The sequence below is a fragment of the Streptomyces sp. NPDC127119 genome (genome assembly GCF_042677425.1).
Lineage (GTDB): Bacteria > Actinomycetota > Actinomycetes > Streptomycetales > Streptomycetaceae > Streptomyces.
This window is the reverse complement of record NZ_JBHXTO010000009.1, coordinates 16,708-30,751: the sequence shown is the minus strand read 5'-3', so window position 1 is coordinate 30,751 and position 14,044 is coordinate 16,708. Positions and strand designations below refer to the sequence as shown.

15 protein-coding genes and 3 tRNA genes are annotated in these 14,044 nt (G+C 70.5%); 5 read left to right on the top strand and 13 right to left on the bottom strand.

Features of this window, described 5'->3' with window-relative positions; genetic code table 11:
* Nucleotides 1-193: 193 nt before the first annotated feature.
* Nucleotides 194-1,222 carry an adenosine deaminase gene (locus tag ACFVH5_RS06920; protein ID WP_384801171.1) on the top strand — a complete coding sequence of 343 codons (1,029 nt, stop codon included), beginning with the start codon at nucleotides 194-196 and terminating at the stop codon, nucleotides 1,220-1,222.
* Here the strand turns inward: ACFVH5_RS06920 and ACFVH5_RS06915 are convergent.
* From ACFVH5_RS06915 to ACFVH5_RS06875, 9 genes are all read right to left on the bottom strand, one after another.
* The gene (locus tag ACFVH5_RS06915; protein WP_385832545.1) at nucleotides 1,167-1,886 is read right to left on the bottom strand and encodes a hypothetical protein; all 720 of its coding nucleotides are present in this window, start codon (nucleotides 1,884-1,886) and stop codon (nucleotides 1,167-1,169) included. The genes ACFVH5_RS06920 and ACFVH5_RS06915 overlap by 56 nt on opposite strands.
* A 63-nt stretch (nucleotides 1,887-1,949) precedes the next feature.
* Nucleotides 1,950-3,005 carry a UDP-N-acetylmuramate dehydrogenase gene (locus tag ACFVH5_RS06910; RefSeq protein WP_385832544.1) on the bottom strand — a complete coding sequence of 352 codons (1,056 nt, stop codon included), beginning with the start codon at nucleotides 3,003-3,005 and terminating at the stop codon, nucleotides 1,950-1,952.
* Between the two features lie 190 nt (nucleotides 3,006-3,195).
* Complete coding sequence (locus tag ACFVH5_RS06905; RefSeq protein ID WP_385832543.1) at nucleotides 3,196-4,641, bottom strand: MFS transporter; 1,446 nt, start codon at nucleotides 4,639-4,641, stop codon at nucleotides 3,196-3,198.
* A gap of 162 nt (nucleotides 4,642-4,803) precedes the next feature.
* Nucleotides 4,804-5,373, bottom strand: a complete 570-nt coding sequence (locus ACFVH5_RS06900) for a TetR/AcrR family transcriptional regulator (RefSeq protein ID WP_385832542.1) — start codon at nucleotides 5,371-5,373, stop codon at nucleotides 4,804-4,806.
* Nucleotides 5,374-5,518: 145 nt separating this feature from the next.
* Nucleotides 5,519-5,947: a MaoC family dehydratase gene (locus ACFVH5_RS06895; RefSeq protein ID WP_384801157.1), complete on the bottom strand. Its 429-nt coding sequence runs from the start codon at nucleotides 5,945-5,947 to the stop codon at nucleotides 5,519-5,521.
* Nucleotides 5,948-5,951: 4 nt separating this feature from the next.
* The gene (locus tag ACFVH5_RS06890; RefSeq protein ID WP_384801155.1) at nucleotides 5,952-6,404 is read right to left on the bottom strand and encodes a MaoC family dehydratase N-terminal domain-containing protein; all 453 of its coding nucleotides are present in this window, start codon (nucleotides 6,402-6,404) and stop codon (nucleotides 5,952-5,954) included.
* A gap of 99 nt (nucleotides 6,405-6,503) precedes the next feature.
* Nucleotides 6,504-6,668 (bottom strand): 50S ribosomal protein L33, encoded by a 165-nt coding sequence (gene rpmG, locus ACFVH5_RS06885; protein ID WP_007265873.1) that lies wholly within the window; start codon nucleotides 6,666-6,668, stop codon nucleotides 6,504-6,506.
* Nucleotides 6,669-6,759: 91 nt separating this feature from the next.
* Nucleotides 6,760-6,832, bottom strand: a tRNA-Met gene (locus ACFVH5_RS06880).
* Nucleotides 6,833-6,878: 46 nt separating this feature from the next.
* Nucleotides 6,879-6,951, bottom strand: a tRNA-Thr gene (locus ACFVH5_RS06875).
* A 235-nt stretch (nucleotides 6,952-7,186) separates the two neighbouring features.
* Between ACFVH5_RS06875 and ACFVH5_RS06870 the strand changes: the two genes are divergently transcribed.
* The gene (locus tag ACFVH5_RS06870; RefSeq protein WP_385832540.1) at nucleotides 7,187-8,464 is read left to right on the top strand and encodes an amidohydrolase family protein; all 1,278 of its coding nucleotides are present in this window, start codon (nucleotides 7,187-7,189) and stop codon (nucleotides 8,462-8,464) included.
* 200 nt (nucleotides 8,465-8,664) lie between these two features.
* On the opposite strand, the gene ACFVH5_RS06865 is transcribed toward ACFVH5_RS06870, so the two are convergent.
* Nucleotides 8,665-9,747 carry a hypothetical protein gene (locus tag ACFVH5_RS06865; protein WP_385832539.1) on the bottom strand — a complete coding sequence of 361 codons (1,083 nt, stop codon included), beginning with the start codon at nucleotides 9,745-9,747 and terminating at the stop codon, nucleotides 8,665-8,667.
* A gap of 135 nt (nucleotides 9,748-9,882) precedes the next feature.
* Between ACFVH5_RS06865 and ACFVH5_RS06860 the strand changes: the two genes are divergently transcribed.
* Complete coding sequence (locus ACFVH5_RS06860; RefSeq protein WP_385832538.1) at nucleotides 9,883-10,539, top strand: NAD(P)H-binding protein; 657 nt, start codon at nucleotides 9,883-9,885, stop codon at nucleotides 10,537-10,539.
* A 136-nt stretch (nucleotides 10,540-10,675) separates the two neighbouring features.
* Here ACFVH5_RS06860 and ACFVH5_RS06855 read toward each other — a convergent pair whose 3' ends face one another.
* Nucleotides 10,676-10,888, bottom strand: coding sequence for a hypothetical protein (locus ACFVH5_RS06855; RefSeq protein WP_385832537.1), 213 nt, complete (start codon nucleotides 10,886-10,888; stop codon nucleotides 10,676-10,678).
* Between the two features lie 175 nt (nucleotides 10,889-11,063).
* Nucleotides 11,064-11,145 (bottom strand) — tRNA-Tyr (locus ACFVH5_RS06850).
* 201 nt (nucleotides 11,146-11,346) lie between these two features.
* Between ACFVH5_RS06850 and ACFVH5_RS06845 the strand changes: the two genes are divergently transcribed.
* Nucleotides 11,347-11,835: a YajQ family cyclic di-GMP-binding protein gene (locus tag ACFVH5_RS06845; protein ID WP_107020968.1), complete on the top strand. Its 489-nt coding sequence runs from the start codon at nucleotides 11,347-11,349 to the stop codon at nucleotides 11,833-11,835.
* Between the two features lie 103 nt (nucleotides 11,836-11,938).
* Here the strand turns inward: ACFVH5_RS06845 and ACFVH5_RS06840 are convergent, their stop codons facing one another.
* Nucleotides 11,939-12,205, bottom strand: a complete 267-nt coding sequence (locus tag ACFVH5_RS06840) for a GlsB/YeaQ/YmgE family stress response membrane protein (RefSeq protein WP_210882008.1) — start codon at nucleotides 12,203-12,205, stop codon at nucleotides 11,939-11,941.
* 180 nt (nucleotides 12,206-12,385) lie between these two features.
* Between ACFVH5_RS06840 and ACFVH5_RS06835 the strand changes: the two genes are divergently transcribed.
* Nucleotides 12,386-13,723, top strand: a complete 1,338-nt coding sequence (locus tag ACFVH5_RS06835; RefSeq protein ID WP_385832535.1) for an APC family permease — start codon at nucleotides 12,386-12,388, stop codon at nucleotides 13,721-13,723.
* Nucleotides 13,724-14,044: the final 321 nt, after the last annotated feature.

Below are 14,044 nucleotides of genomic sequence, written 5' to 3'. Positions count from 1 at the left end.
GTGGCAATGCCTGTTGCCGCCCCACGCATTTATGATCTCACCCCGATCCTTCCCGGGGGGGGGGGGGCCCGCCTCCCCCGGGGTCGGCGCCCCGCCTCTTCGTGTCCCGCGCTCCCTCGTTTCTTCGTGCGAGCAAGACCACGTTCAGGGAAAGCGCTACCGATACGGCGCCGGCGTGCGGCAGGATCCTTGAATGGAGCACGTACGTAAGGTCTCTGAGCTGCCCAAGGCTCATCTGCACCTGCATTTCACCGGTTCGATGCGGCACACCACCCTGCTGGAACTGGCCGACAAGCACGGGATTCATCTGCCCGACGCGCTGACGAGCGGCGAGCCGCCCAAACTGCGGGCGACGGACGAGCGCGGCTGGTTCCGCTTCCAGCGGCTGTACGACGCGGCGCGGTCGTGCCTCAGAGATCCCGAGGACATCCAGCGGCTCGTGCGCGAGGCCGCCGAGGAGGACCTCAAGGACGGCTCGGGGTGGCTGGAGATCCAGGTCGACCCCACGTCGTACGCGCCGCGTCTGGGCGGTCTCATCCCCGCCCTGGAGGTCATCCTGGACGCGGTGGACACGGCCTCGCGCGAGACCGGGCTCGGTATGCGGGTCCTGGTCGCCGCGAACCGGATGAAGCACCCCCTGGACGCCCGCACGCTGGCCCGGCTGGCCGTCCGGTACGCGGACCGGGGCATCGTCGGGTTCGGGCTCTCCAACGACGAGCGGCGGGGCATGGCGCGGGACTTCGACCGCGCCTTCGCGATCGCCCGCGAGGGCGGGCTGCTGGCCGCGCCGCACGGCGGTGAGCTGACGGGCCCCGCGTCCGTCCGCGACTGCCTGGACGACCTGCACGCCTCGCGGATCGGGCACGGGGTGCGGGCCGCCGAGGACCCGCGGCTGCTGAAGCGGCTCGCGGACCGCGGCATCACCTGCGAGGTCTGCCCGGCCTCGAACGTCGCCCTGGGGGTCTACGAGAAGCCGGAGGACGTCCCCCTGCGCACACTTTTCGAGGCGGGCGTGCCCATGGCGCTCGGCGCGGACGACCCGCTGCTGTTCGGCTCCCGGCTGGCCGCCCAGTACGACATCGCGCGCCGCCACCACGGCTTCACGGACGCCGAACTGGCCGAGCTGGCACGGCAGTCGGTACGCGCCTCGGCGGCCCCGCCCGACATCAGGGAGAAGCTGCTGTCCGGGGTCGACGACTGGCTGACCGCCCCGGTCGCCTGAAGTGGGCGTGGGGCGGGTGGGCCTGGAAGCCGATGTCCAGCTCCGGCCCCCGCCCCCGGGTCAGCGGCAGATGCGGGGTGAGCGAGGTGACCAGCACGTCGTGCCCCTTGGCCGCCCCCTTGCCGAGCGGGCCGAAACCGGCCGCCAGCTCAAGGTGGACGGACGCCGAGGCGAAGGTGTCCCGGGCGCCGAAGAGGAACAGCGTCCGGGCGTGCGTCGCGGGCCGGATCCGGTCCACCGGGTCGAGGCGGTCCCAGCGCCGGTCCCAGCGCGCCTGCCAGCCGGCGGCATGGCGCGCGGTCCGCTGTTCGTCGGTGCGGACGGTGCCCGGGGTGCCCCGGGTCAGCCCGCGGCGCAGCGCGGGCCAGACGGACGGCCGCAGGCCCAGGGTCCGGTGGGCGAGGACCAGGTCCACCGGCACCCCTGGCGCGTACTGCCGGGGAACACCGTCGCGCAGCGGGACGTGGACGACCGTGTGCGGGGAGTGCGCGGCGAACGAGAACAGCGCGGCGAGGCGGGAGAGCCCGTCGTGGTCCCCGAGCAGATAGCCCCACTCGCGCAGGGGGTCGCTGAGTGTGGTGTGCCGCAGGGCGGGGCGTGGCTGGACGACCCGGAACGCGTACCGGCCGGCTCGCGGCCTGAACTCGGTGACCCTCAGCCGCACGGGAGTTCCCTCATGACCCCAGGGTGACCGCCGGTCCGGTCCGCCGACAAGCGAAATACCGTCTCAGAGGCTGACGCCCACCGTCACCGGTTCGTTGACGAGCGTGATCCCGAAGGCGTCGTGGACGCCCGCGACGACCTCGCGGGCGAGCGCGAGGAGGTCCTCCGTGGTGGCGCCGCCCCGGTTGGTGAGGGCCAGGGTGTGCTTGGTGGAGATACGGGCGGGGCCGGTGCCGTACCCCTTGGTGAAGCCCGACTTGTCGATCAGCCAGGCCGCGGAGGTCTTGGTGTGCTCGTCGTCCGCGGGATAGGCGGGCGGGACCACTCCCTCGCCCAGGCGCTCCACCACGCGCGCGTGGAACGCGGCGAACTCCTCGCGCGTGAGGATCGGGTTGGTGAAGAACGAGCCGGCCGACCAGGTGTCGTGGTCCTCGGGGTCGAGGACCATGCCCTTCCCGGAGCGCAGCTTCAGGACGGTCTCGCGGGCCTCGTCCACGGGCACGCGGTCGCCGGGTCCGACACCGAGCATGCGGGCCGTCTCGGCGTACCTCAGCGGCGCGGACAGCCCGGCGGCGTCCTCCAGCTCGAAACGGACACGCAGCACCACGAACCGCTCGGGATCGCTCTTGAATCGACTGTGCCGGTACGAGAAGGCGCACTCGGCGTTCGACATGGTGACCGTCTCACGGCTCTCGCGGTCATAGGCGATCACTTCGGTGATCGTCGACGACACTTCCTGGCCGTACGCGCCCACGTTCTGGATCGGTGTCGCACCGGCGGAGCCCGGGATTCCGGCGAGGCACTCGATGCCCGCGAGACGGGCCTCGACGGTACGGGCGACCGCGTCGGTCCACGCCTCACCGGCGGCCAGCTCCAGCTTCGTACCGTCGAGTTCGAAGCCGCGCGTGGCGATGCGCAGGGCGGTGCCCTGGAAGCCCTTGTCGCCGATGACCAGGTTGGATCCGCCGCCGATCAGCAGCAGCGGCGTACCGGAGTCGTCGGCCTCGCGGACGGCGGCGATCACCTCGTCGTCGGTGGTCGCGGTGATCAGCCGGTCGGCGGGACCACCGAGCCGGAAGGTGGTCAGCGGGGCGAGGGCGGTGTCGTGGAGTTCCTGCACGTCCCCAGAGTACGAGAACGGCCCCGCCGGTTCCGGCGGGGCCGTTCTCAGCAGGTGCGGGCACCTTCGGTACACCTGATGTCGCGTTCTCCGTGCGGGCCGGTGGGGGCGGGAGCCGGGGCGCAGCCCCGCTCCCGACGAGGGACGCGGGGAACTGCGCGGCCCGCCCCCACCGGCCCGCAGACTCGGCTCACCGCGACGCGGTCTCCAGTACGGGTCCGGACACGGCCGCCTCCGTGACCTCCTGAAACTCGTCCTCAGTCCGCCGGCGCGGGATGTACAGCGCCCCGACCCCTGCCAGGGCCACCGCCGCCGACCCCACCCACAGCGCCGGCCGGATCCCGTCCACGAAGGTCTGCGCGCTCTCGTAGCCACCCTGCGCGGAGAAGATCGAGGCCATCACCGCGATACCGAGCGCCCCACCGACCTCGCGCAGCGCGTTGTTGGCGCCGGACGCGATTCCCTGCTCCTGCGCCCGGACGCTGGACATGACCAGGCTGGAGGCGGGAGCGAAGAAGAGGGACATCCCGATTCCGCTGATGATCAGCGCGGGCAGCTGCGCGGCGTACGACGTGTCCGCCTCGACCACGACGGCGAACCACCCGAGTCCGACGGCCTGCAGGAACAGACCCGTCGCGACGACGGGACGGCCGCCGACGCGGTCCGACAGATAGCCGGCGACCGGCGCGACGAGCATCGGCATACCGGTCCACGGCAGCATGCGCAGCCCCGCCTCGGTGGGCGAGTAGCCGAGCACGCCCTGCATGTACTGGCTGAGCAGGAAGATCGAGCCGAACATCCCGAGGAACATCAGCAGGCTCGCCGCGTTGATCCCGGCGAAGGCGCGACTACGGAAGAGGCGAATCGGCAGCATCGGGTTCTTCGCCCGCATGCCGTGGAAGACGAAGCCGGTGAGCAGAGCCGTACCGGCGAACAGGGCGAGCAGCACGACACCGTCGCTCCAGCCGACTACAGGCGCCCGGACCAGCCCGTACACGATGCCGAAGAGGCCGCCGCTGGCGAGCAGGGTGCCGCGGATGTCGAGCGGGGCGCCGGCGCCGAACGACTCCGAGAGGCGCAGCCGGGCGAGCGGCAGCAGGGCGAGACCCAGCGGAACGTTCAGCCAGAAGATCCACTGCCAGGACAGGTGTTCGGTGAGGCTGCCTCCGATGAGCGGCCCCGAGGCGACCGCGAGACCGTTGACGGCACCCCATATCCCGTACGCCATCCCGCGCTTGGCGGCCGGCACGGCGGCCGTCAGCAGGGTCAGGGTGAGCGGCATCATGATGGCCGCGCCGACGCCCTGGACTGCGCGGGCGGCGATCAGCGAGTCGATGCCGGGCGCCATGGCCGCTGCGGCGGACGCGCCGGTGAAGACGGTGATGCCGACGAGGAAGAGCCGGCGGCGGCCGAACCGGTCGCCCAGGGCCGCGCCGAACATCAGCAGCACGGCGAAGGTGAGCGTGTACGCGCTCACGGTCCATTCCAGGTCGTCGAGCGCTCCCCCGAAGTCCTTGCGGATCGAGGGCAGTGCGGTGGTGACGACGAGGTTGTCGAGGGCCGCCATGAATCCGGCGACGCTGGTGATGACGAGGGCCCAGACGGCTCCCCCGCGACGTTCGGTCTGCTGTGACATCGCTCCCCCAGCGGGTTATCGCTAGTTTCGGTTAGTTATTGATGACTAACTTTTGAGGTCATGAAAAGGCGCCGCTCTCCGCCGCCTCCACCTGTGCCCCGGTGTTCCGTCGCGCGTTGCACTCAGGCATTGCGATTAGGCGTTCAACTTCGACGTTCCGCTTCAGTGTTCGAGCCGGCCCTTGACCCGGGCCGACGGGTAGAGCCCTTCCCACACCCGGTGCTCGGCCGGGAACCCCATGGCCACCAGGCTGTTGATGAGCATCCCGTAGGCCAGGAAGTCGGTGGTCTCGTCGACGTCGGCGCCGAGCGGCAGGTGGACGGTCTCCCACAGCCGCATCCAGCCGGCCCGCACCGCCTCGCCGAGCTCGCGGTCGCCGGCCTGCTCGGCCGCCGCCACCGCGACATACATCTGCATCTGCATGAGCAGCCGCTCGGGCTCCTCGGCGATGACCTTCGTGTACGCGTCCGCCATGGAGTGCAGGGCTTCTTCGCCGTGCAGCCCCTCGGAGGCCACCTCGAACGCGCGGACGGTGTCCTCCAGGCAGCGTTCGGCGGCCGCGAGGAAGATCGCCTTCTTGCCGGGGAAGAGCCGGAAGAGGTACGGCTGCGAGACCCCCACGCGCTTGGCGATCGCCTCGGTGGACGTGCCGTAGTAGCCGCCCCGGGCGAACTCGCTCATCGCCGCGCGAATGACGCTCTCACGCCGTTCCTCTGCGCTCATCCTGACCATGCGACGAAGTTAGTACTCAATCACTAACTAAGTCAAGGGGGTGGCCCGGAGAGGCCGCGAAGAGACGGAGAGTGCGTACGAGTAAGGGGCACCCGCAATGGCGGGCGCCCCTTACTCGTAACCCTGCGGTCCGCCAGGCCAGTCGTCAGGCCAGTCGTACGACGGCCCGGGACATGCCCAGCACCTTCTGGCCCGCGCTCATCGCCACGAGGTCGACGCGGACGGTGTTGTCGTCGAGCTTGACGGCGACCTTGCCGCTGACCTCGATCGTGGCGCCCTCGTCGTCGTTCGGGACGACGACGGGCTTCGTGAAGCGGACGCCGTACTCGACGACCGCGCCCGGGTCTCCGGCCCAGTCGGTGACGACCCGGATCGCCTCGGCCATGGTGAACATGCCGTGCGCGATGACGTCCGGGAGGCCGACCTCCTTGGCGAACTTCTCGTTCCAGTGGATCGGGTTGAAGTCCCCCGAGGCGCCCGCGTACTGCACGAGCGTGGCGCGGGTCACTCCGAAGGTCTGGGCCGGCAGCTCGGTGCCGACCTCGACGTCGTCGTACGCGATCTTCGCGGTCATCGGTTCACGCCCCCTCGGCCGCACGGGACACGAGCTTGGTCCAGGCGGTCACCACGTGCTCGCCGGCCTCGTCGCGGACCTCGCCTCGAATGTCCAGGATGTCGTTGCCCGCCATCGACTTGATCGCCTCGATGGTGGACGTGACCGTCAGCCGGTCCCCCGCGCGCACCGGGCGCCGGTGGACGAACTTCTGGTCGCCGTGCACGACCCGGCTGTAGTCGAGACCCAGTTGCGGGTCCTGGACGACCTGCCCCGCGGCCTTGAAAGTGATCGCGAACACGAAAGTCGGCGGCGCGATCACATCGGGGTGGCCGAGGGCCTTGGCCGCGTCCGGGTCCGTGTAGGCGGGATGGGGATCTCCCACCGCTTCCGCGAATTCACGGATCTTCTCCCGGCCGACCTCGTACGGGTCGGTGGGCGGGTAGGACCGCCCTACGAAGGACTGGTCGAGCGCCATCGGCTCGGCACCTCCTGGTTCGCACTGGTTCGCAACTGGTGTTCAACGACGCGAGGCCGCCCCCCGATTACAGGGGACGGCCTCGTGAACGAGCCTTTTTTATCGCGTTTCGCGGTGCGCAGTGTGCGAGTTGCAACGCGGGCAGTGCTTCTTCATCTCCATGCGATCCGGGTTGTTACGCCGGTTCTTCTTGGTGATGTAGTTCCGCTCCTTGCACTCCACGCAGGCCAGCGTGATCTTCGGGCGGACGTCGGTGGCAGCCACGTGAGTGCTCCTTGCCGGACGGATGGGACATGGATTAACGCATAGAAGAGTAACCGATCGAAGGACCGACCCCGCAATCGGCTACCGTCAGTAGCGGTGACCGGACTTGAACCGGTGACACAGCGATTATGAGCCGCTTGCTCTACCGACTGAGCTACACCGCTTTGATGTGATCAGTTCCCGCCTTTCGACGGGAACTTCCCACACCAGAGCCCCAATACGGAATCGAACCGTAGACCTTCTCCTTACCATGGAGACGCTCTACCGACTGAGCTATTGGGGCGAGCGATGAAGACATTACACGCTCGGCAGCCGATCGCCCAAATCCGTTTCGTGGCACCGGCTCCGGCCCGTTCCCGGGTCCTCACCGGCTGTTCCACCCGCCTCTCCGGCACGACGGACCACACCGGTACGACTATTCCGCTCCTCCTCGATGTGTGCCGATCGTCACCCTAGGCTCGACTCACGCTGCGTGATCTTGTGCCTCTCCTGCGCAGCCGACGAGCCCCAGGAGCGCGATGCCAGACAGCCAGCCGCAGCCGCACCACTCCTCGTCGAGCTCCTCGTCCTCGGGCTCCTCGGGTTCCCCGGGCCCGTCCGGCCGGGACAACGGGTCCGACCTGCTGCTCTGCGGTGCGCGGCTCACCGACGGCCGGCTCGTGGACGTACGGCTGGCCGACGGACGTATCGAGGCGGTCGGCACAGCGGGCAGCCTCACCGCGCACACCGCGCGCGTGGACCTCTCCGGGCATCTGCTCCTGCCGGCCCCGGCCGAGCCCCACGCCCACGGCGACACGGCCCTGTCGGCCGACGGCGAGGGCCCGGTCTCGTACGAGGGCCGGGAGGTCCAGCGCCGTACGACCGAGGCCGCTCTCCTCCAACTCGGCCACGGGGCGACCGCCGTCCGCTCGCACGTGCGCGTGGGCGACGTGCAGGGGCTGGGCTCGATGGCGGCGGTCCTCCAGGCGCGGCGCGCGCTGCGGGGGCTGGTCGAGCTGACGGTCGTGGCGATGCCCCGGGTACTCACCGGACTCGCCGGGGCCGACGGGCTGGCGATGCTGCGGGACGCGGTGAAGATGGGCGCCTCCGTAGTGGGCGGTTGTCCGGATCTGGACCCGGATCCGACGGGATATGTGGAGGCGGTCCTGGAGGTGGCCTCGGAGCAGGGCTGCCCGGTCGATCTGCACACGGACGGTGACGATCCGGCCCGGCTCGGGCGCCTCGCGGCGATGGCGGGCGGGTTGCGGCCCGGGGTGACGCTCGGCCCCTGCGGAGGGCTGAGCCGGCTGCCCTCGGAGGTGGCCTCGCGGTCGGCCGACCAGCTCGCCGCGGCCGGTGTGACCGTCGTCTGCCTGCCCCAGGGCGGCTGTTCGGGCGTGGACCGCCGCGGCACGGCGCCCGTACAACTGCTGCGGGCGGCCGGGGTACGGGTCGCGGCCGGGAGCGGCGCCCTGCGGGACCTGTCGAACCCCGTGGGCCGCGGGGACCCGCTGGAGGCGGCGTATCTGCTGGCCTCGCGGTACGGGCTGCGGTCCACCGACGCGTACGACGCGGTGAGTTCGTCGGCGCGGGCGGTGCTGGGACTGCCCGAGGTGCGCGTGGAGGCCGGCTTCCCGGCGGAGCTGCTCGCGGTGCGCGGGGACCGGCTCGACGGTGCGCTGTCGCTGGCGTACAGCCGGATCGTGGTGCACCGGGGGCGCGTGGTGGCGCGGACGAGCGCGGTGCGGGAGTACTGCAACTCGGCGGTGGCCGTGGCGCTGGACCTGCCGCGTCAGGGGCGTACGGGGCAGTCGTGAGCGTGCGTCCCGATGACGTGTGGGTGGGATGAGATGCGCGGCACGCGCGCGTGGAGGCCGTTGGCCTCGCTACGCGCGCGTGCGTTCGTCCGCTGTGGGGCGAATGCGGCTGCAGGTGACTGCGGTTGCCGGTGGACGCGGCTGCCGGTGACTGTGGTTGCCGGTGGACGCGGCTGCCGTGGTTGCCGATGGACTGAGCGTCAGAAGCCGCCCAGCAGACCGCTGGTGAACGGATTGCCCGGGCCGCCGAACTCTCCCGCGGGCAGCTTCGTGGCGCCGGACGGGGCACTGATGTCCCCGGCTTCGCCGAACGTCATGACCAGCGGGACCTTCGCGCCCTTCGGGTCGTCCGCCAGGGTGGCGAGGTCGACGGAGACGCGGGTCAGGTCACCGTTCTTCAAAGAGAAGTCGACGGCGACCTTCTTGTCCGGGGCGTCCTTCAGGTCCTCGTCGGTGGGCAGTTCGGCGCTCGCCGGGAGTTCGCCCGCCAGCGGCCGCAGCTTGTCGATGATGCCGGTGAGCAGATCGCGGAACGAGGCCTTGGCGACGACCCGTTCGACGCCGTCGCTGCCTCCCTTGTCGCTGAAGGTGACCTCGCGGGCGACGACCGAACGCACGGCCTTGAGGATCTTCTGCTGGGTCCTGCTGTCGATCTCGTCGGCCGGATCGGCCGCGCCTGCCCTGCCCTTGCCGCCCTTGCCGTCCTCGCCGGTGGCGTCCTTCGCCGCGCGGTCGAGTTCGCGGTTGTCGATCTTGATCCACTTGCCCTCAAGGACCGGCCTGAGCTCCTTCTCGCTCTCGGGGAGCTCGTCGGCGGTCGGCAGGGGGAAGCCCATCGCCTCGCCGAACGCCTTCATGTCGGCCCGGTAGTACGTGTAGTCGCCGACGAGGCGGTACTCGGCGAGGACACCGTCGGGCCCCGAGACCGACATGGCCGTCCCGACGAGATCCTTCTCACCCGAGTCGGCGAGCGGCTTGCGCGACTCCACCGACACCTTGACCCGTACTCCGGCGAACAGTTTCGCGAGCTCGGGCGGCATCTCCTCGCCCGGCTCCTCCTCCCCGGCCAGCTTCACGAGTGCCGAGGGCTTGGCGTCGAGCCCCAACTCGAAGGCGAGCGACTTCTTTCCGCCGAGCCCTTCGACGGCCTGGTCCACCTTCTGACCGGCGGTGAGGTTCTCCACCGTGCCGCAGGCGGCCACTCCGGAGAGCAGTGCGGTGGTGCAGCCGACCGCGGTGAGAGTCCTGCGTATGACAGGGCTCTTGCGGCCGGCGGGGCTCATGCGTGTGGCGGTGATGACGGTCTCCTTATGACGCCTGACGGCGTCCCCCTCGTACAACGTGATCTCTCAAGAGACTCACGAGTTATCCACAGGGTTGTGCGGCGAGTGTCTCCATCCGGGCGTACGGTCGGAAACATGCGCATTGTTATCGCTGGAGGTCATGGTCAGATCGCGTTGCGGCTTGAGCGGCTGCTCTCCGCGCGCGGTGACGAGGTCGCGGGGATCATCCGCCGAGCCGAGCAGGGCGACGATCTGCGGGCGGCCGGCGCCGAGCCGGTGCTGTGCGATCTGGAGTCGGCTTCGGAGGAGGAGGTCTCCGCGCATCTGCGGGGCGCGGACGCCGCGATCTTCGCGGCGGGCGCGGGCCCGGACAGCGGGGAGGCCCGCAAGGAGACCGTGGACCGGGGAGCCGCGGTGCTCTTCGCGGACGCGGCGGCCCGGGCGGGCGTGCGCCGCCATGTGGTGGTCTCGTCCATGGGCGCGGACCCGGAGCACCCCGGGGACGAGGTGTTCGACGGATATCTGCGCGCCAAGGGCGAGGCCGACGCGTACGTACGCGCCCACCGCGGCCTGGACTGGACGATCCTGCGCCCCGGAATGCTGACGAACGACGCGGGCAAGGGCCTCGTCCGCCTGGAGGCCGCCACGGGCCGCGGACCGGTCCCGCGCGACGACGTCGCCGCGGTCCTCGCGGAACTGGTGGACACCCCGGCGACCGCCGGTCTGACCCTGGAACTGATCAGCGGTTCCACACCGGTGTCGGTGGCGGTCAAGTCGGTGGCGGGTAACTGACCAGTAGGTGGGCGGCCAGGACTGATCTGGGGCGCGTCGCCGGTGAGGGGCAGGCCCGGCGGTCCCGACCGCCCGCCCGGAAGCTGGTGGCCGGTGGCCGGTGGCCGGTGCCCGATGGCCCGCGATACCGCGGGAGTCAGAAGAGCGGAAGCTGGCCGGGGAAGTCCGCCACGACGTACCCGTCCAGCGCCGGCTGAGAGGCCCCCAGCTCCGCGTGCCTGCGCGACCCCGGACAGGACACGAGTTCCCCGCTCCCCCGCGCCCCCGCCGGGTCGTGCCGGGCGAACCGCCCGGCGACGACGGCGATCTCGCGACGGCACACGGGACAGATCCGACGACGTGAGGACATGGGGCCAGGGTACGGAGAGAAGGCCGGGCGCGGCTGCGTGGGCGCCCCGCGTTCCCGTGGTCCGGGGCCCTGGAACAGGCGCGCCACCGGCCTCCGGACCTGAAGCCGCCCGAATATGAAGAAACCCTCTCTGAAATGCTTACTCGCATTTCAGAGAGGGTTTCTTCTCTCAGCGTGGCGGCGCCAGGATTCGAACCTGGGAAGGCTGAGCCGGCAGATTTACAGTCTGCTCCCTTTGGCCGCTCGGGCACACCGCCGGGCTTGCTGCCATTCGAACCGTCTTTCGGCGGCGCTCCGTGGCAACGACGTAAACGATACCCGATGCTCGGGGGTGCTTCGCCACTCGATTGATCGGTGCCCGGAGGGGAGGGGGTGGCTAGGCTTATGCGGATGCGGCCCGGGACCGAAGCGGGTTCGACGGCCGCCACTACGCACCCCGATACAAGGAGCCACAGGACATGGCCGACTCCAGTTTCGACATCGTCTCGAAGGTCGAGCGGCAGGAGGTCGACAACGCCCTCAACCAGGCCGCCAAGGAGATCTCGCAGCGCTACGACTTCAAGAACGTGGGCGCCTCCATCTCCTGGTCCGGCGAGAAGATCCTCATGGAGGCGAACTCCGAGGAGCGGGTGAAGGCCATCCTCGACGTGTTCGAGACCAAGCTGATCAAGCGCGGCATCTCGCTGAAGGCGCTGGACGCCGGTGAGCCGCAGCTCTCCGGCAAGGAGTACAAGATCTTCTCTTCGATCGAGGAGGGCATCTCCCAGGACAACGCGAAGAAGGTCGCGAAGATCATTCGCGACGAGGGCCCGAAGGGCGTGAAGGCGCAGGTGCAGGGCGACGAGCTGCGGGTCAGCTCGAAGAGCCGTGACGACCTGCAGGCCGTGCAGGCCCTGCTCAAGGGCAAGGACTTCGACTTCGCGCTGCAGTTCGTCAACTACCGGTGACGTGCCGGTCGTTCCGCGGACGCCGGCCGCACGTACGAGAAAGGGTGGGCACCTCGGGTGCCCACCCTTCTCGCCTGCTGGCTGCGGCCTCGGGGGCGCGCGGTCAGTCGCGCGAGTTGCCGAACAGGATGCGGTAGCCGATCAGCAGAACCAGCGCGCCGCCGATCGCGGCGGCCCAGGTGGCTCCGTCGTAGAAGTCCTTGGAGATCGGGTGGTCCAGCCAACGGGCTGATATCCAGCCGCCGATGAAGGCGCCCGCGACGCCGATCAGTGTCGTGCCGATGAAGCCGCCGGGATCGCGTCCCGGCAGCAGGAACTTGGCGATGGCTCCGGCCAGCAGCCCCAGAATGATCCAGCTGATGATGCCCATGCCGTGAACCTGCCCTTTCGTGCTGTACCTGTGCTGTGATCCTGCTCGCACAAGGCTGTGGTCATACCGCTCTCGGCTGTTTTTTGTCGTTCCGTGTTTCGCTCTTCTGTTCGCTCCTTGTTGCTGGGGAGGACGTCGGCGCGACGGCGGCCGGTTGCACTGATCAGTAGGGTGCGGTTCATGACACAGTCCGATCCCGCCCGGCCGGGTTCGTCCGGGGCCGGGTCCGAATCCGGTGCCGGTCCCGATGCCGGGTCCAGGGCCGGAGCCGGAGCCGCGGGCAGCGCGGCTGAGCTGCGGCGAACGCTCGGTGTCGGGGACGCCGTGGTCATCGGCCTCGGCTCGATGATCGGTGCGGGAATCTTCGCCGCGCTGGGGCCCGCGGCACGGGCCGCGGGATCCGGACTGCTCCTCGCGCTGGGCATCGCCGCCGTCGTCGCCTACTGCAACGCGACCGCTTCGGCACGCCTCGCCGCCCGCTATCCCGCGTCGGGCGGAACGTACGTGTACGGCCGCGAACGGCTCGGCGAGTTCTGGGGACATCTGGCGGGCTGGTCGTTCGTCGTGGGCAAGACCTCCTCGTGCGCGGCGATGGCGCTCACCGTGGGCACGTACGTGTGGCCGGGGCAGGCGCACGCGGTGGCGGTCGGGGCGGTGGTGGCCCTGACCGCGGTGAACTACGGCGGTGTGCAGAAATCCGCGTGGCTGACGCGGGTGATCGTCGCGGTGGTCCTCGCGGTCCTCGCTTCCGTCGTGGTCGTCTGTCTGACCTCGGGGGACTCCGACGCCGGGCGGCTCGGCGCGGGCGTCTCCGGGGGTGCCGGTGGAGTGCTCCAGGCGGCCGGACTACTGTTCTTCGCCTTCGCCGGGTACGCGCGGATCGCAACCCTCGGCGAGGAGGTACGGGATCCGGCGCGCACCATTCCGCGCGCGATCCCGCTCGCTCTGGGTATCGCACTCGTCGTGTACGGGGCTGTGGCGGTGGCCGTCCTCTCCGTGCTGGGGCCGACGGGGCTCGGGCAGGCGACAGCGCCGCTCGCCGACGCGGTGCGCGCCGCCGGGGCACCGGGGCTCGTCCCGGTCGTACGGGTGGGTGCCGCGGTGGCGGCGCTCGGCTCCCTTCTCGCGCTGATCCTGGGGGTGTCGCGGACGACGCTGGCCATGGCCCGCGACCGGCATCTGCCGGGTGGGCTGGCCGCCGTGCATCCGCGCTTCCGGGTGCCCCACCGGGCGGAGCTCGCCGTCGGAGCGGTGGTCGCGGTGCTGGCCGCGACGGTGGATGTGCGGGGCGCGATCGGCTTCTCCTCCTTCGGGGTACTGGTGTACTACGCGATCGCCAACGCCTCGGCGTGGACGCTGGGTTCGACGGCCGTGTCGCGGGTCCTGCCGGCGGTGGGGCTTGCGGGGTGCCTGACGCTGGCTTTCGCCCTGCCGTGGCTGTCCGTTGCGGTGGGGGTCGGTGTGCTGGGGTTGGGGGCGGGTGTGTACGGGGTGCGTTGGCGGTTTCGCGCGCGTTGACCGCTCGCGCCTGCGTTCGCCCTCACGGGCCTTGAGGTGCCGGGGGTCGGCGGATGTGTGCGGGTCGGTGGGGGCTGGGTGCGCAGTTCCCCGCGCCCCTTGCAGGGGCTGGGGCTGAGGCCTGTGCCGATCGTGCGGGTCGGTGGGGGTTGCTCGCGCCGTTCCCCGCGCCCCTTGGTGGGAGGGGCTTGGGGTGGTCTGCATCGTGCGGGTCGGTGGGGGTTGCTCGCGCCGTTCCCCGCGCCCCTTGCTGGGAGGGGCTTGGGGTCGTGTGCATCGTGCGGGTCAGTGGGGGTTGAGCGCGGCGTTTACCGTGCCCCT

What these genes read in the sequence shown, in the direction of transcription:
- ACFVH5_RS06920 (WP_384801171.1), top strand. Translation starts at nt 194, where the DNA reads ATGGAGCACGTACGTAAGGTCTCTGAGCTGCCCAAGGCTCATCTGCAC.
- ACFVH5_RS06905 (WP_385832543.1), bottom strand. Translation starts at nt 4,641, where the DNA reads ATGTCACAGCAGACCGAACGTCGCGGGGGAGCCGTCTGGGCCCTCGTC.
- ACFVH5_RS06900 (WP_385832542.1), bottom strand. Translation starts at nt 5,373, where the DNA reads ATGGTCAGGATGAGCGCAGAGGAACGGCGTGAGAGCGTCATTCGCGCG.
- ACFVH5_RS06895 (WP_384801157.1), bottom strand. Translation starts at nt 5,947, where the DNA reads ATGACCGCGAAGATCGCGTACGACGACGTCGAGGTCGGCACCGAGCTG.
- ACFVH5_RS06890 (WP_384801155.1), bottom strand. Translation starts at nt 6,404, where the DNA reads ATGGCGCTCGACCAGTCCTTCGTAGGGCGGTCCTACCCGCCCACCGAC.
- ACFVH5_RS06870 (WP_385832540.1), top strand. Translation starts at nt 7,187, where the DNA reads ATGCCAGACAGCCAGCCGCAGCCGCACCACTCCTCGTCGAGCTCCTCG.
- ACFVH5_RS06865 (WP_385832539.1), bottom strand. Translation starts at nt 9,747, where the DNA reads ATGAGCCCCGCCGGCCGCAAGAGCCCTGTCATACGCAGGACTCTCACC.
- ACFVH5_RS06860 (WP_385832538.1), top strand. Translation starts at nt 9,883, where the DNA reads ATGCGCATTGTTATCGCTGGAGGTCATGGTCAGATCGCGTTGCGGCTT.
- ACFVH5_RS06855 (WP_385832537.1), bottom strand. Translation starts at nt 10,888, where the DNA reads ATGTCCTCACGTCGTCGGATCTGTCCCGTGTGCCGTCGCGAGATCGCC.
- ACFVH5_RS06845 (WP_107020968.1), top strand. Translation starts at nt 11,347, where the DNA reads ATGGCCGACTCCAGTTTCGACATCGTCTCGAAGGTCGAGCGGCAGGAG.
- ACFVH5_RS06840 (WP_210882008.1), bottom strand. Translation starts at nt 12,205, where the DNA reads ATGGGCATCATCAGCTGGATCATTCTGGGGCTGCTGGCCGGAGCCATC.
- ACFVH5_RS06835 (WP_385832535.1), top strand. Translation starts at nt 12,386, where the DNA reads ATGACACAGTCCGATCCCGCCCGGCCGGGTTCGTCCGGGGCCGGGTCC.